Source organism: Pseudonocardia sp. ICBG1293 (assembly GCF_020131355.1).
GTDB lineage: Bacteria > Actinomycetota > Actinomycetes > Mycobacteriales > Pseudonocardiaceae > Pseudonocardia.
This window is the reverse complement of sequence record NZ_JAHLEL010000007.1, coordinates 1-21,351: the sequence shown is the minus strand read 5'-3', so window position 1 is coordinate 21,351 and position 21,351 is coordinate 1. Positions and strand designations below refer to the sequence as shown.

Annotated in this window: 21 protein-coding genes and 4 pseudogenes; 20 read left to right on the top strand and 5 right to left on the bottom strand. The window is 74.6% G+C overall.

Going from position 1 to position 21,351, the window contains the following annotated elements; translation table 11 throughout:
* The first annotated feature begins 148 nt into the window (after positions 1 to 148).
* Together KPF47_RS03560 and KPF47_RS03555 are read left to right on the top strand one after the other, a co-directional pair.
* Positions 149 to 592, top strand: coding sequence for a VOC family protein (locus KPF47_RS03560; protein WP_224386873.1), 444 nt, complete (start codon positions 149 to 151; stop codon positions 590 to 592).
* Positions 593 to 615: 23 nt separating this feature from the next.
* Positions 616 to 1,389 (top strand): SDR family NAD(P)-dependent oxidoreductase, encoded by a 774-nt coding sequence (locus KPF47_RS03555; RefSeq protein ID WP_224386871.1) that lies wholly within the window; start codon positions 616 to 618, stop codon positions 1,387 to 1,389.
* A gap of 5 nt (positions 1,390 to 1,394) precedes the next feature.
* On the opposite strand, the gene KPF47_RS03550 is transcribed toward KPF47_RS03555, so the two are convergent.
* Entirely contained in the window at positions 1,395 to 2,354 is a 960-nt protein-coding gene (locus KPF47_RS03550; protein ID WP_224386869.1) for an FAD-dependent oxidoreductase, read from the bottom strand.
* An 83-nt stretch (positions 2,355 to 2,437) separates the two neighbouring features.
* Here KPF47_RS03550 and KPF47_RS03545 point away from each other — a divergent pair, with 83 nt between their 5' ends.
* Positions 2,438 to 2,872, top strand: a complete 435-nt coding sequence (locus KPF47_RS03545; RefSeq protein WP_224386867.1) for a hypothetical protein — start codon at positions 2,438 to 2,440, stop codon at positions 2,870 to 2,872.
* Here KPF47_RS03545 and KPF47_RS03540 read toward each other — a convergent pair.
* The gene (locus KPF47_RS03540) at positions 2,860 to 3,492 is read right to left on the bottom strand and encodes a TenA family protein (RefSeq protein ID WP_224386865.1); all 633 of its coding nucleotides are present in this window, start codon (positions 3,490 to 3,492) and stop codon (positions 2,860 to 2,862) included. The two genes, KPF47_RS03545 and KPF47_RS03540, sit on opposite strands and share 13 nt — an antisense overlap.
* A 237-nt stretch (positions 3,493 to 3,729) precedes the next feature.
* Here KPF47_RS03540 and gabP point away from each other — a divergent pair, with 237 nt between their 5' ends.
* Positions 3,730 to 5,133 (top strand): GABA permease, encoded by a 1,404-nt coding sequence (gene gabP / locus KPF47_RS03535; protein ID WP_224386863.1) that lies wholly within the window; start codon positions 3,730 to 3,732, stop codon positions 5,131 to 5,133.
* Between the two features lie 48 nt (positions 5,134 to 5,181).
* Positions 5,182 to 5,946 (top strand): GntR family transcriptional regulator, encoded by a 765-nt coding sequence (locus tag KPF47_RS03530; protein WP_224386861.1) that lies wholly within the window; start codon positions 5,182 to 5,184, stop codon positions 5,944 to 5,946.
* Between the two features lie 7 nt (positions 5,947 to 5,953).
* On the opposite strand, the gene KPF47_RS03525 is transcribed toward KPF47_RS03530, so the two are convergent.
* Together KPF47_RS03525 and KPF47_RS03520 are read right to left on the bottom strand one after the other, a co-directional pair.
* A complete protein-coding gene (locus KPF47_RS03525; protein ID WP_224386859.1) occupies positions 5,954 to 6,463 on the bottom strand; it encodes a VOC family protein in 510 nt (169 codons plus the stop codon).
* 57 nt (positions 6,464 to 6,520) lie between these two features.
* Positions 6,521 to 6,961, bottom strand: coding sequence for an Lrp/AsnC family transcriptional regulator (locus KPF47_RS03520; RefSeq protein ID WP_308015303.1), 441 nt, complete (start codon positions 6,959 to 6,961; stop codon positions 6,521 to 6,523).
* Positions 6,962 to 7,075: 114 nt separating this feature from the next.
* Between KPF47_RS03520 and ddaH the strand changes: the two genes are divergently transcribed.
* The 15 genes and pseudogenes from ddaH to KPF47_RS03450 all read left to right on the top strand — a co-directional run bounded on the left by ddaH (position 7,076) and on the right by KPF47_RS03450 (position 20,253).
* Positions 7,076 to 7,876 carry a dimethylargininase gene (gene ddaH, locus KPF47_RS03515; RefSeq protein ID WP_224386858.1) on the top strand — a complete coding sequence of 267 codons (801 nt, stop codon included), beginning with the start codon at positions 7,076 to 7,078 and terminating at the stop codon, positions 7,874 to 7,876.
* Positions 7,873 to 9,093, top strand: a complete 1,221-nt coding sequence (rocD, locus tag KPF47_RS03510; RefSeq protein ID WP_374108790.1) for an ornithine--oxo-acid transaminase — start codon at positions 7,873 to 7,875, stop codon at positions 9,091 to 9,093. Before ddaH ends, rocD begins: the two co-directional genes overlap by 4 nt.
* A 17-nt stretch (positions 9,094 to 9,110) precedes the next feature.
* Positions 9,111 to 9,845, top strand: a complete 735-nt coding sequence (locus KPF47_RS03505; RefSeq protein ID WP_224386856.1) for a phosphoglyceromutase — start codon at positions 9,111 to 9,113, stop codon at positions 9,843 to 9,845.
* A gap of 302 nt (positions 9,846 to 10,147) precedes the next feature.
* Positions 10,148 to 10,495, top strand: a complete 348-nt coding sequence (locus KPF47_RS03500) for a hypothetical protein (RefSeq protein ID WP_224386854.1) — start codon at positions 10,148 to 10,150, stop codon at positions 10,493 to 10,495.
* Between the two features lie 129 nt (positions 10,496 to 10,624).
* Positions 10,625 to 10,807, top strand: a pseudogene (locus tag KPF47_RS40730) (histidine kinase dimerization/phospho-acceptor domain-containing protein); the annotation flags it as partial.
* Positions 10,808 to 10,822: 15 nt separating this feature from the next.
* Positions 10,823 to 11,422 (top strand): sensor histidine kinase, encoded by a 600-nt coding sequence (locus KPF47_RS03495; protein WP_374108789.1) that lies wholly within the window; start codon positions 10,823 to 10,825, stop codon positions 11,420 to 11,422.
* A pseudogene (locus KPF47_RS03490) lies at positions 11,419 to 12,119 on the top strand (winged helix-turn-helix domain-containing protein). Before KPF47_RS03495 ends, KPF47_RS03490 begins: the two are co-directional and overlap by 4 nt.
* Positions 12,120 to 12,165: 46 nt before the next feature.
* Positions 12,166 to 13,172, top strand: a pseudogene (locus KPF47_RS03485) (hypothetical protein).
* 1,573 nt (positions 13,173 to 14,745) lie between these two features.
* Positions 14,746 to 15,630 carry a sugar phosphate isomerase/epimerase gene (locus KPF47_RS03480; protein ID WP_255659058.1) on the top strand — a complete coding sequence of 295 codons (885 nt, stop codon included), beginning with the start codon at positions 14,746 to 14,748 and terminating at the stop codon, positions 15,628 to 15,630.
* 196 nt (positions 15,631 to 15,826) lie between these two features.
* Positions 15,827 to 16,456, top strand: a complete 630-nt coding sequence (locus tag KPF47_RS03475; RefSeq protein ID WP_224387276.1) for a thioesterase family protein — start codon at positions 15,827 to 15,829, stop codon at positions 16,454 to 16,456.
* A 20-nt stretch (positions 16,457 to 16,476) separates the two neighbouring features.
* On the top strand, positions 16,477 to 17,277 hold the full coding sequence (proC, locus tag KPF47_RS03470) for a pyrroline-5-carboxylate reductase (RefSeq protein WP_224386852.1): 801 nt from the start codon (positions 16,477 to 16,479) through the stop codon (positions 17,275 to 17,277).
* 184 nt (positions 17,278 to 17,461) lie between these two features.
* A complete protein-coding gene (locus KPF47_RS03465) occupies positions 17,462 to 17,674 on the top strand; it encodes a helix-turn-helix domain-containing protein (RefSeq protein WP_020625776.1) in 213 nt (70 codons plus the stop codon).
* 211 nt (positions 17,675 to 17,885) lie between these two features.
* Positions 17,886 to 17,990 carry a 30S ribosomal protein bS22 gene (locus KPF47_RS03460; protein WP_224386850.1) on the top strand — a complete coding sequence of 35 codons (105 nt, stop codon included), beginning with the start codon at positions 17,886 to 17,888 and terminating at the stop codon, positions 17,988 to 17,990.
* A gap of 176 nt (positions 17,991 to 18,166) precedes the next feature.
* Positions 18,167 to 19,273: an NAD-dependent epimerase/dehydratase family protein gene (locus KPF47_RS03455; RefSeq protein ID WP_224386848.1), complete on the top strand. Its 1,107-nt coding sequence runs from the start codon at positions 18,167 to 18,169 to the stop codon at positions 19,271 to 19,273.
* Between the two features lie 17 nt (positions 19,274 to 19,290).
* On the top strand, positions 19,291 to 20,253 hold the full coding sequence (locus KPF47_RS03450) for a lysophospholipid acyltransferase family protein (protein ID WP_224386846.1): 963 nt from the start codon (positions 19,291 to 19,293) through the stop codon (positions 20,251 to 20,253).
* 87 nt (positions 20,254 to 20,340) lie between these two features.
* Here the strand turns inward: KPF47_RS03450 and KPF47_RS03445 are convergent.
* Positions 20,341 to 21,229 (bottom strand): annotated as a pseudogene (locus KPF47_RS03445) (HAD family hydrolase).
* Positions 21,230 to 21,351: the final 122 nt, after the last annotated feature.

Here is a 21,351-nt window from a genome sequence, read left to right as displayed (position 1 = left end):
CGAGAGTTAGGCATGGCGAACATACTGCGTCACGAACCGGACGTACGGCAACACTCCGGGCGGACGTCCGCGGTCGGCCCCGGGATCGGCCCGGTCCCGGCGCACCTGCTCGCTCCCCGCGGTCGGTGCCCGGCCGTAGCCTCGGCCCATGGCGACCCCCTGGACGATCACCGTCGACTGTGCCGACGCACGCCTGCTCGCGGAGTTCTGGAGCGCCGCGCTCGGGTACGTCCCGGCCCCGCCGCCGACCGGGTTCGCGACCTGGGAGGCGTGGATGATCCACCACGAGGTGCCCGTCGCCGAGCGGGGCGACGTCGCCGCGATCAGCGACCCGGACGGCGCGGGTCCACGGATCTCGTTCCTGCGGGTCGACGAGCCGCGCACCGTGAAGAACCGGCTGCACCTGGACCTGCAGGTCTCCGGGGGCCGGCACCTGCCGGCCGAGCTGCGCGGCGAGCGGCTGGGCGCGGAGGCCCGGCGGCTGTGCGGGCTGGGTGCGCGGGTCGTCGAGGAGCACCTGTCCCCGGGTTCTCCACATGTGGACCACCTGTGGATGGCCGACCCGGAGGGCAACGACTTCTGCATCGTGTGAGCCCGTACGGGTACCCGCCCGGCATGGGAACGAAGGACGGCACGGTCGCGATCGTCACCGGAGCGGGCTCGGGCATCGGCGCCGCCACCGCGCGGCGGTTCGCGGCGGACGGGGCCACGGTCGTGCTGACCGGGCGGACGAAGGAGAAGCTCGACGACGTGGTGGCCGGGTCCGACCCGGCGGCCGCGGACCGGATGCACGTGCGGGTCGCCGACTCCGCCGACGAGGACGCGATCACCCGTCTCGTGGACGAGGTCGCGTCCGGGTTCGGCCGGCTGGACACGCTCGTCAACAACGCCGCCGTCGCCCGCCCGGGCACCGCGGAGCAGACCTCGACCGAGCAGTGGCGGTTCGTGCACGCCGTCGACGTCGACGGGGTCTTCTTCGCCTCCCGCGCCGCGGTGGCGCACCTGCGCGCGACCCGCGGCTCGATCGTCAACGTGACCTCGGTGTCCGGGCTGGGCGGTGACTGGGCCAACGTCGCCTACAACTCGGCGAAGGGCGCCGTCGTCAACCTCACCCGGGCGATGGCGCTCGACCACGGGGGCGAGGGGGTCCGGGTCAACGCGGTCAGCCCGTCGCTCACCCACACCGAGATGACCGAGGGGATGACCGGTGACGAGGACCTGATGGCCCGCTTCGCCGACCGCATCCCGATGGGCCGCGGCGGCGATCCCGCCGAGGTCGCCGACGTGATCGCGTTCCTCGCCGGGCCCGACGCGCGGTTCGTCACCGGGGTGAACCTGCCGGTCGACGGCGGGCTGTCCGCCTCGAACGGGCAGCCGCGGATGTCCTGACCCGGTCAGGCGGCGTCGGCGAGGTCCGCCACGTCGTCGGTGCAGCCCCAGGACAGGGTGATGCCGGAGCCGCCGTGCCCGTAGTCGTGGATCACCCGCGGCCGGTCCGCGGTCGCGGGCTCGGCCTCCAGCCGCACCTCGGGACGGGCCGGCCGCAGGCCCGCGAGGTGCTCCAGGACCTCGGCGTCGCGCAGGGCGGGGACGATGTCGCGGCAGCGCCGCAGGATCGCCTCGCCCGCCACCGGGTCCGGCGTGGTGTCCCAGACCCCCTCGTCGAGGGTGCCGCCGAGGATGCAGTCGTGCGCGCGGGGGTGCGCGTACGCCCGGCCGCCGGGATGTGCCTCGTCGCGGACCGACATCGTGAGCCCGGGGTTGGTGACGCGCACGATCCGCCCGCGGACCGGGGTCACCGTGGTGTCCCCGGCCAGGGTGCGTGCGCCCATCCCGGAACAGTGCACGACCAGGTCGGCCCCGGCGCCCGCCTCGTCGAGCGAGCGCACGCGGCGACGTTCCAGGGTGATCCCGCGGCGGCCGGCCTCGGCCGCCAGCCAGGGCAGGTGCACGGGCATCTCGACCAGCGGCACCGCGAACCGCAGCCCGTGGGCGTAGCCGGGCGGCAGCTCGCCGGGACGGGCCGGGCGGACGTCACCGACCGCGTCGGCCCACCACTGCGGCTCCGGCTCGGCCCGGTAGAGGGTCAGCGACTCCCGCATCACGACGCCGGGGACGCCGTCGGCGGCCTGCCGGGCCAGCTCGGTGAAGGTGCGCCGGCCCCAGTCCAGGACCTTGTCCCGGGGGCCGGCCCGGGTCGGGAACCACACGGCCGCGGCCAGGTGCGACGTCGACGCCTCCACCGGCGCGTCGGCCAGCACCCGGACCGACCAGCCCCGCTCCCGCAGCCGCACCGCGCAGCTCAGGCCCGCGATCCCGGCGCCCACCACGACGGCCCGTCGGTCATCCCCCATGCCGGCGATCCTCGCAGCCGGGGACCCCGGATCGTCACCCGGACGTCGGCGTCCGGCCACCCCCGGCGCGCACACTCGGCCCGGTGACCGCACCACTGCTGGCCGGACCGGCCCTGGCCCGTCGGGCCGCGCTCGTCCTCGCCGTCCCGCTCCAGGCCGCGCTCGGCGCCCGCCTCCTCGACGACGCCGACCCCGCCGCCGGGACCGCGTTCACCGTCGACGAGCTCGCCGACGGGGGTGCCGGCGGCGCGCACGCCGGTGCGCTGGCCGTGGGTCTGGAGGTGGCCGCGCTGCTGGCCGTCCTGCCGCACCTCACCGAGGCCGAGCACGCGGTGTCGGTCTCGACCTCGGTCACGCTGCCCGCCCAGGCCCCGCGGGGACGGGAGGTCGCGTTCCGCGGAACGCTCGACCGGCGCACCGGGCGGTCCGCGTTCACCTCGGTGACGGCGTCCTGCGAGGGCGTCGTCGTCGCCAGGGCCCAGGTCGTGAAGGCCGTCGTGCGGGTTCAGCCGGGGTAGGCGGCGTCGAAGAACGCCAGCTCCAGGTCCACCGCGCGCACGAACAGTGCCGCCACCCGCTCCCGGTGGGCGGGGTCGAGACGTTCGGCGGCGCGGTCGAGCTCGTCGCGCAGGAACGCGACCCACTCCTCGAACTCGACGCCACGGTGCAGCTCGATCCACTCGCGCGAGATCCGGTCGTCGGGGGCGGTGGCACCCGGCCGGGTCGCCCAGTCGAGGTAGAGCCACTCGGCGACGACCAGCACCGCCAGCGCCTCGGCGTACCCGGCGTCGCGGGCCTCGCCCATCAGGTCGACGAACCCGACGGTCGGCGCGGCCCGTTCCGGCCGGGTGTTCCCCCCGAGCTCGCCGAGCGACCGCTCGAAGTAGTCGTTCTCCGGGCCCGCGACCAGCCCGAGCTGGCGGGCCAGCCGGACCCGGGGGCCGGGCCGGTCGGCCGTCGCGACGGCAGCGCCGAGCAGCGCGAGGAACGAGTCGACGAACTGCAGGTCCTGTTCCAGGTAGTGCCGCAGCACGCCGCGCTCCAGCGCACCGGCCCACAGCTCGTCGACGAAGCGGTGCCCGACCGCCGCGTCCCAGACGGCCGACGTCGACTCGCGCAGCTGCGCGCTGAATCCCATGCCGCCCAGGCTAGGCGTACCGGTCGGGGACGTCGGCCGCGCGCGGGTGCGGACACCACCCGACCCCACACCGCCACCGGCGACGTCCCACCGAACGGCAGGCAGACCGACAGCCCGGGCAGTACGGATGGCCTCGCGGGCCGTCGTGCCCCGGGGGAGTGACAACGGGGGACCGAGACGTGATCATTGCGCAACGTATCGGTCACCGCCGGTGCACACATCCACGAAGGGGGCACCGTGACCGACACCGAGAACCGGGTCGACGCGGGCGGCGAGCTCAAGGCCGGGCTGCGCGACCGGCACGTGACCATGATCAGCATCGCCGGGGTGATCGGCGCCGGGCTGTTCATCGGTTCGGGCAGTGCCATCGCCACCGCGGGGCCCGCGGTGCTGCTGGCGTACCTGTTCGCGGGCACGCTGGTCGTGCTGGTGATGCGGATGCTCGGCGAGATGGCCGCTGCACAGCCCGACTCCGGGTCCTTCTCGACCTACGCCGACCGGGCGATCGGGCCGTGGGCCGGATTCACCGTCGGCTGGCTCTACTGGTGGTTCTGGGTGCTGGTCATCCCGGTGGAGGCCACCGCTGCGGCGGTCATCCTCAACTCCTGGCTGCCCGGGATCCCGCAGTGGGGCTGGGCGCTGGCCGTCACCGTGCTGCTGACGGTGACCAACCTGTTCTCCGTCGCCAACTACGGCGAGTTCGAGTTCTGGTTCGCGCTGCTGAAGGTGATCGCGATCATCGCGTTCATCGTGGTCGGCGTGCTCGCGGTGCTCGGCCTGCTGCCCGGGTTCGTCGGTGACGACTCGTCGGTGTCGGGGCTGTCCCGGCTGGTGTCCGAGGGTGGCTTCCTGCCGAACGGGCCGGGCGCGGTGGTCGCCGCGGTGCTGGTGACGATGTTCAGCTTCATGGGCACCGAGATCGTCACGATCGCGGCGGCGGAGTCCGGTGACCCGGCCCGCGGCATCGGCCGGGCCACCCGCTCGGTGATCTGGCGGATCGCGGTGTTCTACCTGGCCTCGATCCTGCTGGTCGTCGCGATCGTGCCGTGGAACGACCCGCGGTTGCCCGAGGTCGGCTCCTACCAGGCGGCGCTGGAGGTGCTGGGGGTGCCGTCGGCCAAGCTGATCGTCGACGTCGTGGTGCTCGTCGCGGTCGCCAGCTGCCTGAACTCGGCGCTGTACACGGCGTCCCGGATGTTGTTCTCGCTCGGCCGTCGCGGGCAGGCCCCGGACCTGGTCAACCGGACCACCTCCCAGGGGGTGCCGCGGTTCGCGGTGCTCGGGTCCACGCTCGTCGGGTTCGTCGCGGTGGTCGCGAACTACGCCTTCCCGGAGGAGGTCTTCGCCGCGCTGCTCGCGACCTCCGGCGCGATCGCGCTGCTGGTCTACCTGGTCATCGCGGTCTCCCAGCTGCGGATGCGCCGGGTGCTGGACCGCGAGGGCGTCCCGATGCCGGTGCGGATGTGGGCCTACCCGGGGCTCACCTGGGTGGTGATCGTCGTGATCCCGGTGGTGCTCGTCTTCATGGCCGTCCGCGAGGGGTCGCGCTTCGAGCTGGGGATGACCGGGCTCATCGCGGCCGGGGTCGTGCTGGTCGGCGTGCTGCTCACCCGGCGTCGCGGGCGGGCCGCCGTGCGGTGACCCCACGGTGCTCGCCTACGGTGAGCACGCGCGAGAGGGGGTGGGGCGATGACGGCGCGAGCACTGGTCCGCAACGGGGCGATGCCGCTGTGGCAGCAGCTGCTGGCGGACCTGCGGCGGCGGCTGTCCGACGGCGAGTTCGACGAGGCCCTGCCCGGCGAGTTCACGCTGGCCGCCGACTACGCCGTCAGCAGGCACACCGTGCGCGAGGCGCTGCGCCGGCTGCGGGAGGACGGCGCCGTCGTCGCGGGGCGGGGGCGGGTCGCCCGTCCCACCGTGCGATCGGAGATCGAGCAGCCGCTCGACGAGCCCTACTCGCTCTACGTGGCCGTCGAGTCCGCCGGGCGCACCCAGCGCAGCGTGGTGCGGACCTTCGAGGTCCGCGCCGACGGCGTGGTCGCGGCCCGGTTGGGGCTGGAGGAGTCCACCCCGCTGGTGCACCTGGAGCGGCTGCGTCTGGCCGACGCCGAGCCGCTCGCCGTCGACCGGGTGTGGCTGCCCGAGGAGCTGGCCGCGCCGCTGCTCGACGTCGACTTCACCCACACCGGCATCTATCCCGAGTACCGGCGCCGCTGCGGGATCCGCGTCGACGGCGGCATGGAGAACATCCGCGCCGTGCTGCCCGGCCGCGGTGAGCGGGAGCTGCTCGGGATCGACGAGGGCGTCGCCGCCCTGTCGATCGAGCGGCTCGGCCTGTCCGCCGGGCGGCCCGTGGAGTGGCGGCACACCCTGGTGCGCGGCGACCGGTTCTCGGTCACCGCCCAGTTCTCGTCCCGCTCGGGCTACCGGGTGGACCTCAACGAGCCGGGCTGACCCGGGCTCAGGCCGGGATCGAGACGCCGACCCCGCCGCGGGTGTCCGCGCCGTAGCGGGCGATCTCGGCCGCGATGTCGAGCGGTTCGATCCGCATGTCGTGGTCCTCGCCGTCGACCAGCGCCGCCGGGACCAGCCAGCACACCTCGAACTCCAGGCCGTCGGGGTCCTTCGCGTAGAGCGCCTTGGTGGTGCCGTGGTCCGAGGCGCCGACCAGCGCACCGGCGGCCTGCAGCCGCTCCCCGATCCGGGCGAGCTCGCCGAGCGTGTCGATCTCCCACGCCAGGTGGTAGAGCCCGACGGTGCCGCGGCCCGCCCGGGAGGCGCCGGCCTGCGCGCCGATCCCGAACAGCGCGAGGTCGTGGTCGTTGGTCGACCCCTCGGCCTGCAGGAACGCGCCGCGACCGCCGGGGATCTCGACGACGGTGCGGAGGCCGAGGGTCTCCCGGTAGAACTCGACGCTGCGCGCGACGTCACGGACGTAGAGGACGGCGTGGTTGAGACGCTGGACGGGCACGACGACTCCTTTGGTTGAATTCTCAATCGAGTACGGTACCCGGCGCTGCGTGAGAGTTCAACGAGTCACCAGCCAGGTCAGGACGACGGCCGAGCGGGTGTGGTCGACGTTGGCCGCCAGCCGGAGCCGTTCCAGAGCGTCCTCCAGTGAGCGCACGTCGCGCGAGCGCAGCAGGACCAGCGCGTCCGCCTCACCGGTCACCGTTCCGGCCGTGACGACCTCGGGGACCGCCGAGAGCATCCGCTGCAGCTCGGCCGGGGCGACCGTGCCCCGGCAGAACAGCTCGACGTAGGCCTCCACCCCCGGTGTCTGCTCGGCGTCGGGGTCCACCTGCACGGTGAAGCCCTGCACCACGCCCCGGGCGGTCAGCCGGTCCACCCGGCGCCGCACGGCCGACGCCGACAGGCCCACCCGCGCGCCCAGATCGGCCCAGCCGGCGCGCCCGTCGACCCGGAGGAGGTCCAGCAGTCTGCGGTCGATCGCGTCGATCCCGTCCACGGCGCCGGATGCTAGTGCGCGACACCCGGAACCGGCGTAGAACGGGGTGCAGACGCGCGGATCGGGTGCAGGAATCCGGGAAACGCTCGGGCCCGGCGCGCCATGCTGTGGCCCATGACCTCTGTGCTGATGTGCCGCCCCGAGCACTTCACGGTGAGCTACCGGATCAACCCCTGGATGCGTCCGGAGCAGGCGACCGACACCCGGGTCGCGCTGGCCCAGTGGGAGACCCTGCACGCGGTCTACCGCGACCTGGGCTTCGACGTCCGGCTCGTCGACCCGCTGCCGGGCTACCCGGACATGGTCTTCGCCGCCAACGGCGGCACCGTGATCGACGGGACGGCGCTGACCGCCCGGTTCCGCCACACCGAGCGTGCCGCCGAGGGGCCCGCCTACGGCGCGTGGTTCCGCGCCGCCGGGCTCGCCGTGCACGAGGCCCTCCACGTCAACGAGGGCGAGGGCGACCTGCTGCTCGTCGGCGACACCGTCTACGCGGGCACCGGGTTCCGCACCGACCCCCGCGCGCACGCCGAGGCCGCGCAGGTGTTCGGCCGCGAGGTCGTGTCCCTGCAGCTGGTCGACCCGCGCTACTACCACCTCGACACGGCGTTCGCGGTGCTCGACCCGGCGGGCGGGCCGGGCGCGGTCGCCTACCTGCCGTCCGCGTTCGACGACGCCTCCCAGGAGGTGCTGCGCTTCCGCTTCCCGGACGCGGTGATCGTGTCCGACGACGACGCGTCGGTGCTGGGCCTGAACTGCTTCTCCGACGGGCGCACCGTCGTCCACGCACCGCAGGCGGAGAAGTTCGCCGCCGACCTCGCCGAGCGCGGCTTCGGCACCGTCGGCGTCGACACCTCCGAGCTGCGCCGCGGTGGTGGCGGGATCAAGTGCGCCACGCTGGAGCTGCGGTCGTGACCGCCGTGGTCCCGGGCACCGACCCGCAGATCGCGCTCGCCGAGGCGTTCGGCGCGGCGAACTACGCACCGCTGCCGGTGGTGCTGTCCCGCGGCGACGGCGCCTGGGTCACCGACGTCGACGGCGGCCGCTACCTCGACGCGCTCGCCGGCTACTCCGCGCTCAACTTCGGGCACCGGCACCCGGCGCTCACCGCGGCCGCGCACGCCCAGCTCGACAGGCTCACGCTCACCGCACGGGCGTTCCACAACGACCGGCTGCCCGCGTTCCAGCGTGATCTCGCCACGCTGACCGGCACCGAGGCCGTGCTGCCGATGAACACCGGCGCGGAGGCCGTCGAGTCCGCGGTGAAGCTCGCCCGCGCCTGGGGCTACCGGGTGAAGGGCGTGGCGCCGGGGGCGGCGCGGATCGTGGTCGCCGGGGGGAACTTCCACGGCCGCACGACGACGGTCGTCTCCTTCTCCGACGACCCGGTGGCCCGCGACGACTTCGGCCCGTTCACCCCCGGCTTCGACCGCGTCCCCTACGGCGACGCCGACGCCCTGGCCGCCGCGCTCACCGACGACACCGTCGCGGTACTGCTCGAACCGGTGCAGGGCGAGGCCGGGGTCCTCGTGCCACCGCCCGGCTACCTGCGCGCGGTCCGCGAGCTCACCGCCCGGCGTGGCGTGCTGCTGGTCTGCGACGAGATCCAGTCCGGGCTCGGTCGCGCCGGGGCGACGCTGTGCACCGACCTGTCCGGGGTGCGCGCCGATCTCTACACCCTGGGCAAGGCGCTCGGCGGTGGGATCGTGCCGGTCAGCGCCGTCGTCGGGCGGCGCGACGTGCTCGGGGTGCTGCGCCCCGGTGAGCACGGCTCCACCTTCGGTGGCAACCCGCTCGCCGCCGCCGTCGGGTCCGCGGTGTGCGCGCTGCTGGCGACGGGGGAGTTCCAGGCCCGGGCCCGCGAGCTCGGTGCGCACCTGGGTACGCGGCTGCGCGAACTGACCGGGGTCACCGCCGTGCGCGGGGTGGGGCTGTGGTTCGGCGTCGACGTCGACCCGCGGATCGGCACCGGCCGCGACGTGTGCGTCGCGCTGGCCCGGCGCGGGGTGCTGGCGAAGGAGACCCACGGCGTCACCGTGCGGCTGTCCCCGCCGCTGGTCGTCACCCGCGACGAGATCGACGTGCTGGTCGACACGTTCGGGGCCGTGCTCACCGACCTTTCCCGCGGGTAGGTGGCAGGCTGTCCGCCATGCCGACCCTCGTACTGCTGCGTCACGGTCAGAGCGACTGGAACGCGAAGAACCTGTTCACCGGCTGGGTGGACGTCCCGCTCTCCACCCAGGGCGAGGCGGAGGCCCGCCGGGGCGGCGAGCTGCTGGCCGAGGCGGGCGTCGCCCCGGACGTCGTGCACACCTCGCTGCTGCGCCGGGCGATCTCCACCGCGAACATCGCCCTCGACGCCGCCGACCGGCACTGGATCCCGGTCAAGCGCGACTGGCGCCTCAACGAGCGGCACTACGGCGCGCTGCAGGGCAAGGACAAGAAGCAGACCCTGGAGCAGTACGGCGAGGAGCAGTTCATGCTCTGGCGCCGCTCCTACGACACCCCGCCGCCGCCCATCGAGAAGGGCTCGGAGTTCTCCCAGGACGCCGACCCGCGCTACGCCGGTGTCGACGCCCCGCTGACCGAGTGCCTGGCCGACGTCGTCGACCGGTTCCTGCCGTACTGGACCGAGGCCGTGGTGCCGGACCTGCGCGACGGGAAGGTCGTGCTGCTGGCCGCGCACGGCAACTCGCTGCGTGCGCTGGTGAAGTACCTCGACGGGATCTCCGACGCCGACATCGCCGGCCTCAACATCCCCACCGGCATCCCGCTCGTCTACGACCTCGACGACGACCTGGCGCCGACGAACCCGGGCGGGCGCTACCTCGACCCCACCGCGGCGCAGGAGGCCATCGCCGGGGTCGCGAACCAGGGTCGCTGACCGCGCCCACCCCTCTCCCGGCACGCACTCGGCCCGGCACCCGGTCCACGCACGCCCCCGCACTCGGCACGCCCCTGCGCCCGGCACGCCCCTGCGCTCGGCACGCCCCGGTCCGCACGAACGGGCCCCTCGTACGAACCTTTCGTGCGAGGGGCCCGTTCGTGCACACGAGGGGTCCGGACGGGGTTCGTTGAACCCACGGTGAACGGGGTCGGAACAGTGTCGCGCGAAGGGGTCGCGGGCGTCACCATCCGGTGTCCGGCGCTGGTCAGCAGGTACCCCCGGCTGCCTACCATGCACCCGTGACCACGCTCGCGTGGCTGATCTCGGCCCTCGCCCTGCTCCTCGGTCTCACCGCCGGGGCGGCACTGGCGCGACGGCCGTCGCACGGCCGACCCAGCCCCGGCACCGGCCGCCCCCCGGCGGATCCCGTGGCCGCCGACGGACCCACCCTCGGCGAGCTGCTGCACCGCACGTTCCGCCAGTCGAGCTCCGGGCTCGCCGTCGTCGGGGCCGGGGGCGAGGTGCTGTTGTACAACCCGCGGGCCGTCGGCCTCGGTGCCGTCAGCGGCGAACGGCTCGACCCGCGCGCACTGGCCGCCTGCCGGCGGCGGCCCAGGGGGCGGGGACCGGCGCCTGGCCTCGGGTGACTACACCGTCGACCTCTCGCCGCCTGGACCGCACACCCCGCGGCCCGGTCGCGGTGCAGGCCCGGATCCGTTCCCTCGGCGACGGGTTCGCGCTGGTCGAGGCCGTCGACACCTCCGAGGTGGCCCCGGCTGGAGGCGACCCGGCGGGACTTCGTCGCGAACGTCTCCCACGAGCTCAAGACCCCGGTCGGTGCGGTCGCGCTGCTCGCCGAGGCCCTGCTCGACAGCCTCGACGGCCTGGAGCCGTCCGACGGCGCCGACCCCGACCCGGACGCCGTCCGCGAGGTCCGGCGGTTCGGCGACAAGCTGCTGCGCGAGGCCACCCGGATGGGGAACCTGGTCTCGGAGCTGATCGCGCTGTCCCGGCTCACCGGCGCCGAACGGTTGCCGGCGCTCGCCGCGGTCGACGTCGACGAGGTGGTGTCCGAGGCGCTGGCCCGCAGCCGCACCTCCGCCGAGTCGCACGCCGTCGAGATCACCGCCGACGAGACGTCGGGTCTGGTCGTCGACGGCGACCGCACGCTGCTCGTCACTGCCCTGACGAACCTGCTGGAGAACGCGATCGCCTACTCCGCGGCGGACTCGTCGGTGTCGGTGAGCCGCCGGGCGGTCGACGGCTCGGTCGAGATCGCGGTCACCGACCGGGGGATCGGCATCGCCCCCGAGCACCAGCAGCGCGTCTTCGAGCGCTTCTTCCGGGTCGACCCGGCCCGTTCGCGGGCCACCGGCGGCACCGGTCTCGGCCTGGCGATCGTCAAGCACGTCTGCGCCAACCACGGTGGCGAGGTGCGGCTGTGGAGCCGTCCCGGCACCGGATCGACCTTCACCATGCGTCTGCCCGCCCGGATGGGCATCGGCGGGCGCCCCGCACGGTGCGGCTGCCGCCGGCAGCTCCCCCCAGACCGCCGGAACCGGAGGATGAGATGACCAGGGTGCTGATCGTCGAGGACGAGGAGTCCTTCGCCGACCCGCTCGCGTTCATGCTGCGCAAGGAGGGGTTCACCACGGCCGTCGCGGCCAACGGCAACGACGCGCTGAGCGAGTTCGACCGCAACGGCGCCGACATCGTGCTGCTGGACCTGATGCTGCCCGGCTGCAGCGGCACCGACGTCTGCAAGCGCACTCTGCGGCCTGCGTCCCGCCTCCGCGGTGCCGGTGATCATGGTGACCGCCCGCGACAGCGAGATCGACAAGGTCGTCGGGCTGGAGCTCGGTGCCGACGACTACGTCACCAAGCCCTACTCGGCGCGCGAGCTCATCGCCAGGGTCCGCGCGGTGCTGCGCCGCGGTGGGGAGGCCGGCGGCGAGACCGAGAGCGGCACCGGTGTCCTGGAGGCGGGCCCGGTGCGGATGGACGTCGAACGACACGTCGTGTCGGTGAACGGCGACGAGGTCGCGCTCCCGCTCAAGGAGTTCGACCTGCTGGGAGTACCTGCTGCGCAACGTCGGGCGGGTGCTCACCCGCGCCCAGCTGATCGACCGGGTGTGGGGAGCGGACTACGTCGGCGACACCAAGACGCTCGACGTGCACGTCAAGCGGCTGCGGTCCAAGGTCGAGGGGGACCCCTCGACGCCCAAGCACCTGGTCACCGTGCGCGGGCTCGGCTACAAGTTCGACGTCTGAGCAAGGGGTTGCCCGGCCGTCGATAACGGCTCGGTAACCTGACCGGGTGCGCCTGGCAGTCCTCGACGTGGGGTCCAACACCGTTCACCTGCTGGTGGTGGACGCCCACCGGGGCGCCCACCCGAGGCCGATGTCGTCGGAGAAGGACCAGCTGCGCCTGGCCGAGCACCTGGACCGCAAGGGTGCGCTGGGCCGCGACGGGGTGAAGGCCCTGCTGGAGAGCGTGCACCGGGCCCGCGACACGGCCGGGCCGCCGGCTGCGACGACCTCCTCGCGTTCGCCACGTCCGCGCTGCGCGACGCGACGAACTCCGCCGAGGTGCTGGCCCGGGTGCAGCGCGAGACCGGGGTGGCGCTGGAGGTGCTCCCCGGCGAGGACGAGGCCCGCTGGACCTTCCTCGCCGTCCGCCGCTGGTGCGGCTGGTCGGCCGGCCGGCTGCTGGTGCTCGACATCGGCGGCGGCTCGCTGGAGCTGGCGGTGGGCCGCGACGAGACCCCCGACGTCGCCGCGTCGGTGCCGCTGGGCGCGGGCCGGCTGACCCGCGAGGCGTTCACCTCCGACCCTCCGTCCCGCGCGGAGGTCGCCGCGCTCACCGAGCGGGTCCGCGACGAGATCGCCCCGGTCGCGGGGCGGCTGCGTGCCGCGGGCCGGCCGGACCGGGCCGTCGGCACCTCCAAGACCTTCCGGACGCTGGCCCGGCTCGCCGGTGCCGCCCCGTCCAGCGCCGGGCCGGGTGCCCGCCGCACGCTCACCGCGCAGGGCCTGCGCCAGCTGTCGGCGTTCATCACCCGGATGTCGGGCCCCGACCTCGCCGAGCTCGACGGCGTGAGCGCCAGCCGGGCGCACCAGCTCGTCGCCGGGGCGGTCGTGGCACAGGCCGCGATGGACGGCCTCGGCGTGACCGAGCTCGAGATCTGTCCGTGGGCGCTGCGCGAGGGAGTGATCCTCCGGCGCTTCGACATGCTCGATGGGACGAACGGGGACGACCGCTCGGCGCAGACATCCCCGGGCGGGCTTGGACCCTTGACAACGCACAGGGCACGGTGGTCGTGATGAGTGTGGACAGCGGAGAGCCTCGCCAGCGGACGGTCGCGGAGCTCCTGGCCGCCAACGGCGGCCAGCAGCCCGGACGACGCCGCCGTCGTCGCGCCGCGGAGGACGACGAGGGCTCCGGCGCCCCGTCGTCCGCGGCACCGGTCCGGACCGACGTGGCGGCCCCGCCGCGCCGCCCGGCGGCCGCAGACCGTGTCCGCCCGCCCGAGGGCGCGGGCGGGTTCGCCCCGCGCGGTGGCGACGGGCCGCCTCCCGCCGAGCACCCCTCGTTCCCGCCGGCCCGCCGCCCCGACCCGTCGGAGCGGGCACCGGAGCCGTTCGTCCCGAACGGCAACGCTCCGAACGGCAACGCTCCGAACGGCCGCGCCCCCCAGGGCGGCCCCGCGAACGGCGGCCGCCCGCACGGCAGCGGCCCGGACGGCGGCGCGCCGCACGGTGCCACCGCCTTCGGCGGCCCCCGAACGGCGCGCCGCCCCGCAGCCCCCAGGGCCCGCCCCCCGGCCCGTGGAACGCCGGCCCCGGACCGGTCGCGCCGGCGCCCGTGCGCCCGCCGAACGGCCGCCCCCACGACGACGGCCCGCCACCCAGGACTGGGGCCCCCGCGGCGACGTGCCGCGTCCGGCAGGGCCCTACGGGCCCCCGCCCGGTGCCGCCGACGACCGCCCCGACGAGATCCCCACCAGCCGGCTCGGTGCCCGCCGTCCGGCCCCCGCGGCGGACGACGACGGCGGCCCGCCCACCCAGTTCGGCGCCCCGCCGCTCGACGACGACCGGGACGGACCGTCCGGGCGTCCGGGGACCGGCGGACGCCGGGCCGCCGACCGGCGCCTACGACCCGTTCGTCGACGACTACGACGACCGTGGCCACGCCCGGCAGGGCTACGCCGACCGGCCGGACCACGGCGACGGGCAGGGCTACGACGACCGTGGCTACGACGACCGGGGTTACGACGACGGCGGCTACGACGACCGCGGCTATGGCGACCGGGGCTACGACGACCGGGGTTACGGCGACTCCGGCCACGACGACCGGGACCGCGGCCACGGTGCCGGTCCGCGCCAGGACCACGGGCCCGGTTCACCCGACGGCGGACGGACCGGCGTGCTCGCCCCGGAGCACCCGCAGGACGACCACGAGGACCACCCGGACTACGAGGACTACGAGGACCACGGCGAGCTCGCCGCGGGCGCGGTCGAGGAGGACGACGCCCCGCGCCGTCGCTTCGGGCGCCGCGCGGCCGTCGCCGACAGCGGTGCGCAGCCGCCCGCGGGCCTGGACGACGACGCGTCGGCCGGTGGGGCCGGGACCGGCCAGGCCTGGGCCGTCGTCATCGCCCAGTGGATCGGTGGTGCCGTCGCCGGTGCGGCGATCTGGGTGCTGTTCCGCTTCCTGTGGACGTCGCTGCCGATCGTCGCGATCTTCACCGCCGTCGCCATCACCATCGGCCTCGTGCTCGGTGTGCGGGCCCTGCTGCGTCAGGACGACCTGAAGACCACGCTGTTCGGTGTGGTCGCTGGTCGGTCTGCTGCTGACCGTGTCCCCGGCTCTGCTGGTGTTGTTGGACCGGTAACGATGAGCGACGGTCCGACGACATCACGATTCGTGACGCCGTCGCGCCCGTCCGCCGTCGCCCGTGCCCGGGTGGCGCCCGTCGCGCTGTCCACGGCCTCGGTCTACCCCGAGGGCGTCGCCGCCGGGTTCGAGATCGCCGGTGAGCTGGGCTACGACGGCGTCGAGCTCATGATCTGGACCGACCCGGTCAGCCAGGACCCGCGCGCGGTGGAGCGGCTCGCCCACCGCCACGGGGTGCCGATCCTCGCGGTGCACGCGCCCTGCCTCGCGGTCACCCAGCGGGTCTGGGGCGCCGACCCGGTGCACCGGCTGCGCCGCACCGTGGAGGTGGCCGCCCGGCTGGGCGCCCGGACCGTGGTGGTGCACCCGCCCTTCCGCTGGCAGCGCCGCTACGCGGGCGTCTTCGCCGACGAGGTCGCCCGGGCCCACGAGGTCCACGACGTGACGCTGCCGGTGGAGAACATGTTCCCGGTGACCCGCGGCGCGATCAGCACCGTGCCCTACGCGCTGGGCCACGACCCGACGGAGATCGGGTTCGGCGCCTATACCCTGGACCTGTCGCACACCGCCGCCGCCGGCGTCGACGCGCTCGACCTCGCCGAGCGGATGGGGGACCGGCTGACCCACCTGCACCTCACCGACGGCTCCGGCGCCCCACGCGACGAGCACCTCGTCCCCGGGCGCGGCGCGCAGCCGTGTGCCGAGGTGTGCCAGCGCCTGGCCGACTCCCGGTTCGCCGCGACCGGCGGCACGGTCGTGCTGGAGGTGTCGACCCGGCGCTGCCGGACCCGGCAGGAGCGCACCGGGCTGCTCGCCGAGTCGCTGCTGTTCGCCCGGCTGCACCTCACACCGACGATGTCCGCGGCCATCCCTACCCGTGGGTAACATGCCCGTATGAGCAGCACGACGGCCCGGCCCTTCGCCGACTCGCACGTCCTGTCCGACCTCGGGGACGGCCGGTTCCGCGCCCGGCTCGACGGGACCTGGGCGATCGGGGACAAGGCCTTCGGCGGTCTGCTGATGGTGCTCATGGCCAAGGCCGGGCTGGCCCGGCTCGCCGCCGACGACGCACCCGCGCCCGATCCGCTGGCGTTCCGCGGACTTCCTGCGCGCCCCCGACCTGGGCCCGGTCGAGATCACGACCGATCCGCTCAAGATCGGTCGGACGGTGTCCTCGGTCGCGGTGCGGCTGCACCAGGAGGGCAGGCTCATGCTGCACTCCACGATCACCGCGGGCGTGCTGCCGTCCGATGCCCCGCGCCTGGACGACGGCTCCGCGCTCGCCGCCGAACCCGACCCGGACGCACTCGACCCGGCGTCGGCCGAGGGCGGGGCGCGCGGGCTCGCCGCCGCCTGCGAGCTGCGCTACCCGCGCGGCGCGCTGCCGTTCCTGCGCGGCGAGACCGGCCCGCCGGAGATGGCGGGCTGGGCCCGCCCGCGCGGTGAGGAGCCGGACGCGCTGTTCGCGCTGCTGTCCGGCGACATCCTGCCCCCGAGCGTGTTCAACCTGGGCGGGGCGTTCGGCTGGGCGCCGACGGTGCAGCTCACCGCCCTGCTGCGGGCCCGGCCCGCCCCGGGCTGGCTGCGGGTCGAGTCCCGGTCCCGCGCGGTGTCGAGCGGCCAGTTCGACGAGGACGTGACCGTCGTCGACGCGCGGGGACGCACGGTCTGCCAGGCCCGCCAGCTCGCCCTGGCCCCGCTGGCCCGCTGAGGGGTTCCTACCCTGGCCCCATGACGAGGATCGCGGTACTGGGTGGGGGACGGATCGGCGAGGCACTGCTCGGCGGGCTGCTGGCGGCCGGGCGGGACGCCGAGGACCTGGTGGTCGCGGAGCGGTACCCGGCCCGGGCCCAGGAGCTGAGCGCCTCGCTGGGCGTCACCGCGGCCCCGGTCGCCGAGGCGGTGCGCGGGGCCGGGACGGTCGTCGTCGCGGTCAAGCCGCAGGACGTCGTCACGCTGCTCGGCGAGGTCGCCGGGGTGCTGGAGCCGGGCGCGCTCGTCGTGTCGCTGTGCGCGGGCCTGCCGACCTCGCTGTTCGAGGGCGCCCTGCCCGGGGGCACGCCGGTCGTGCGGGTCATGCCGAACACCCCGATGCTGCTCGGCGCGGCGATGTGCGCGATCTCCCCGGGCGCGCACGCGACGGCCGCGCACCTCGACGAGACCGAGGCGCTGCTGTCCACCGTCGGTGCGGTGCTGCGCCTGGACGAGGCGAAGCAGGACGCCGCGACCGCGCTCTCCGGCTCCGGGCCCGCGTACTTCTTCCTCGTCGCCGAGGCGATGATCGAGGCAGGGGTCGGCCTCGGCCTGACCCGCCCGGACGCGACCGAGCTGACCGTGCAGACCGCGCTCGGCGCGGCCCGGATGCTGCGCGAGACCGGCGAGCACCCCGCGCTGCTGCGGGAGAACGTCACCTCGCCCGCCGGCACCACCGCCGCCGGACTGCGCGAGCTGGAGCGGCACGGCCTGCGCGCGGCCCTGGCCGACGCGGTCACCGCCGCGCACGACCGATCGGTCGCGCTCGGTCGCGCCTGATCCGGCCGTCGTACCTCGTTCAGCGCATCGTGTGACGCAAAGTCACCCGGACGCGCCGCGCCGTGGCACGATCGGGCCCCCCTCCGGCGGACCGATCGTCACATCAGCCCCGCTAGAATGCATCTGCATCCCCCACCACCGGGCGAACCGGGGAACCCGTCTCGGGGGAGGAAGGCGGTGCCCCATGGCGGCGGAACGTCCCGAGCCCCTGCGGTCGTCCCAGGTCCAGTTCCTGACGGTGGCCGAGGTCGCGTCGATGATGCGGGTCTCGAAGATGACGGTGTACCGGCTCGTCCACTCCGGTGAGCTGCCCGCGGCGCGGGTCGGCCGCTCGTTCCGCGTGCCCCAGCGCGCGGTCGAGGACTACCTGCGCAACGCCTACTTCGACGCGGGCTGATCCCCCGTGGGGTGACGGCCCGTACACCCGGGTAGAATGGTGAACCGGCTGCCGACCCCCACCGGTCGCATCGCGTCGTCGTCCCGCTCCGGCGGGCGTCGCCCGGCCCGCGCCTCGTGCCAGCGTGCACGGATCGTGCGGGCGGCCCACTCCGAGGTCACCCGGTGGAGCGGTCGCTGACGATCTGCGTCGACACAGGAGGAGCACCCACATGGGCTCGGTCATCAAGAAGCGCCGCAAGCGGATGTCGAAGAAGAAGAAGCACCGCAAGCTGCTGCGCAAGACCCGGGTGCAGCGCCGCAAGCTCGGCAAGTGACTCGCGCACCGGCCGCGCCCCCGCTCCGAGCGGGTGCGCGGCCGGGTGTCGTTGTGGCGCCGCGCGTCCCGGGAGGGCGCGTCGCGCACCTCACGTGTCCGCGTGCCCACCCGGTGTGGCGGGGCCGGACTACGATCGGCACGTCCCGACGTCAGCACCCGGTGAACGGAGCGCCCATGGACCGGCCGACCCCGAACGTCGTGCTGGTCACCGGGGTCAGCGGCTTCCTCGGCGGGCACCTCGCGGCCCGGCTGGCGGCCGACCCGGCCATCGACCGGGTGCTGGGCGTGGACACCGTCCCCCCGCCCCGGGACCTGCTGAAGCGGATGGGTCGCGCCGAGTTCGTGCGCGCCGACATCCGCAACCCGCTCATCGCGAAGGTCATCTCCTCGGGGGGCGTCGACACCGTCGTGCACGCGTCGCTCTCGGCCAGCCCCGCCTCCGCGGGCGGGCGGGCGACGATGAAGGAGATGAACGTTATCGGCACGATGCAGCTCCTCGCCGCGTGCCAGAAGGCGACGAGTGTGCGTCGGGTCGTGCTCAAGTCGACGACGGCGGTCTACGGCTCCAGCTCCCGCGACCCGGCCGTGTTCGACGAGGCCACCGGGGCCAAGGACCTGCCGTCGGGTGGCTACGCCAAGGACGCCGCGGAGATCGAGGGCTATCTGCGCGGGTTCAGCCGTCGCCGCCCGGACGTCACGACCACGGTGCTGCGGTTCGCCAACTTCATCGGCCCGCGGATGGACACCGTGCTGTCGCGCTACTTCGCGCTGCCGGTCGTCCCCACCGTGCTGGGCTACGACGCGCGGATCCAGCTGTTGCACGAGGAGGACGGCCTCGCCGTGCTCGAGCGGGCCGCGACCCACGAGCTGCCGGGTGTGTTCAACGTCGCCGCGCACGGGGTGCTGATGCTGTCGCAGGCCATCCGGCGCGCCGGCAAGATCGCCGTCCCGGTCCCGAGCGGTGCGGTCGGCCCGGTCAGCCGGGTGCTGCGGGGCGCGCGGGTCGTCGACTTCTCCCCGGAACAGATGCGCTTCCTCAACTTCGGCCGGGTCGTGGACCTCACCCGGTTGATCGACGAGTTCGGCTTCGTGCCGCGGTGGACGACCACGCAGGCGTTCGACGACTTCGTCCGGGGCAAGGCGCTGGCCCCGGTGCTCGGCCCGGAGCGGATCGCCTCGCTGGAACGGGGCGTCTCGGTCTGGCCCGGTCGCTGCGGTGACGGGGCGGGACGACGGCGTGCGGGCACACGAGCGACCACGGTCGGGCGGCCGCGGTGGTGACGACGGAGGGGAACGGCATGGCCGAGGCACGGGTGATCCCGATCCGGGGCAACCGGGGGCCCGCCCGGCCCGCCAGGACCGACGAGCCGCGTCCGGCGCCGGTCGCCGCGGCACCCGAACCCGACGACGCCGAGGGGCCGGCCTGGGAGGCCGCGCTGGAGCAGGTCCTGGAGTTCCTGCGTCGCCGTCTCGCGGGCGACTACCCGGTCGACGAGTTCGGCTTCGACCGCGAGCTCACCGACGCGATGGTGCTGCCCGCGCTGCGCCCGCTCTACAAGCGCTGGTTCCGGGTCGAGACCATCGGCACCCACCACATCCCGGAGACCGGTGGCGCGCTGATCGTCGCCAACCACTCCGGCACGCTGCCGCTGGACGCGGTGATGACGACCGTCGCCGTGCACGACGACCACCCCTCGCACCGGCACCTGCGGCTGCTCGGCGCCGACCTCATGTTCACCATGCCGGTCTCCGGCTCGCTGGCCCGCAAGGCGGGCGCGACCCTGGCCTGCAATCCCGATGCCGAGCGGCTGATGACCTCCGGCGAGCTCGTCGGCGTGTTCCCCGAGGGCTTCAAGGGCATCGGCAAGCCGTTCCGGGACCGCTACAAGCTGCAGCGCTTCGGCCGTGGCGGGTTCGTCTCGGCCGCCCTGCGCACCGGGGTGCCGATCATCCCGTGCTCGATCGTCGGCGCCGAGGAGATCTACCCGAAGATCGGCGACCTGGCGCCACTGGCGCGGCTGTTCGGGGCGCCGTACTTCCCGGTCACCCCGACCTTCCCGCTGCTCGGCCCGGCGGGGCTGATCCCGCTGCCGTCGAAGTGGTACATCGAGTTCGGTGAGCCGATCCGGACCGACGACCACACCCCGGCCGACGCCGACGACCCGATGCTTGTGTTCAACCTGACCGACCAGGTCCGCGAGACCATCCAGCACACGCTGTACTGGCTGCTGTCCCAGCGGCGCAACGTGTTCCTGGGCTGACCGGGACGGCCCGCCCGCGTGGTGGGCGCGGGAGAGCAGGTCACGCACCGGGTCCGCCGGGCCGCCGCCGGCGGACGCCGGCACCGGTCAGCGCTTGCGGTAGGCCATCCCGGCCGCCACCGCACCGGCGACGGCGCCCGCCCCGAGCACCGACGGCACCCCGATCCGGGCGGCCTTGCGGCCGGTCCGGAAGTCGCGGATCTGCCAGTTGCGGGCCTTCGCGACGTCGCGCAGCTCGGAGTCCGGGTTCACCGCGACCGCGGTGCCGACGGCCGAGAGCATCGGGACGTCGTTCACCGAGTCCGAGTAGGCGGTGCAGCGGCGCAGGTCCAACCCCTCGGCGGCGGCCAGCGCACGCACCGCGTGCGCCTTCGCGGGGCCGTGCAGGATCTCGCCGACCAGCCGCCCGGTGTAGAGCCCGTCGACGGACTCCGCGACGGTCCCCAGCGCCCCGGTCAGCCCGAGCCGGCGGGCGATGATGCGTGCCAGCTCGATCGGCGTCGCGGTGACCAGCCAGACCCGCTGGCCGGCGTCGAGGTGCATCTGGGCCAGGGCGCGGGTGCCGGCCCAGATCCGGTCCGACATCAGCTCGTCGTAGATCTCCTCGCCGAGCGCGACGACCTCGTCGACCGGACGGCCCGCGACGAACGACAGCGCGGTGTCACGGTGCCCGGCGATGCCGCCCTTGTCCTCCCGCGCCGCCCACCCGGAACTTGATCTGCTGCCAGGCGAAACCGGCCATGTCGGAGGTGGTGAAGAACTTGCGCGCGGCCAGGCCGCGGGCGAAGTGGAAGATCGACGCGCCGACCATCATCGTGTTGTCGCAGTCGAAGAACGCGGCGGCGGTGAGGTCCGGCGGTGCGCCGTCCCCGCCCTCCGGGCCGTCGGGATGGTCGTCGGCCTCGGCGGCGACGGCCGCAGCGGCGGAGGCCTGCCCGGCGCGCTGCGCGGAGTCCAGCGCGGTGGCCTGCTCCAGCACCCCCGGCTCCTCGGAGAGCCCGGTGTGGGTGGGCGGGTGAGACTCGCGGGTCCCCGCTCTGGTCGAGAGGGGGGACGGACCCGGGAATCACTCACCACGGCGGCCTTCCTGGTGCGACG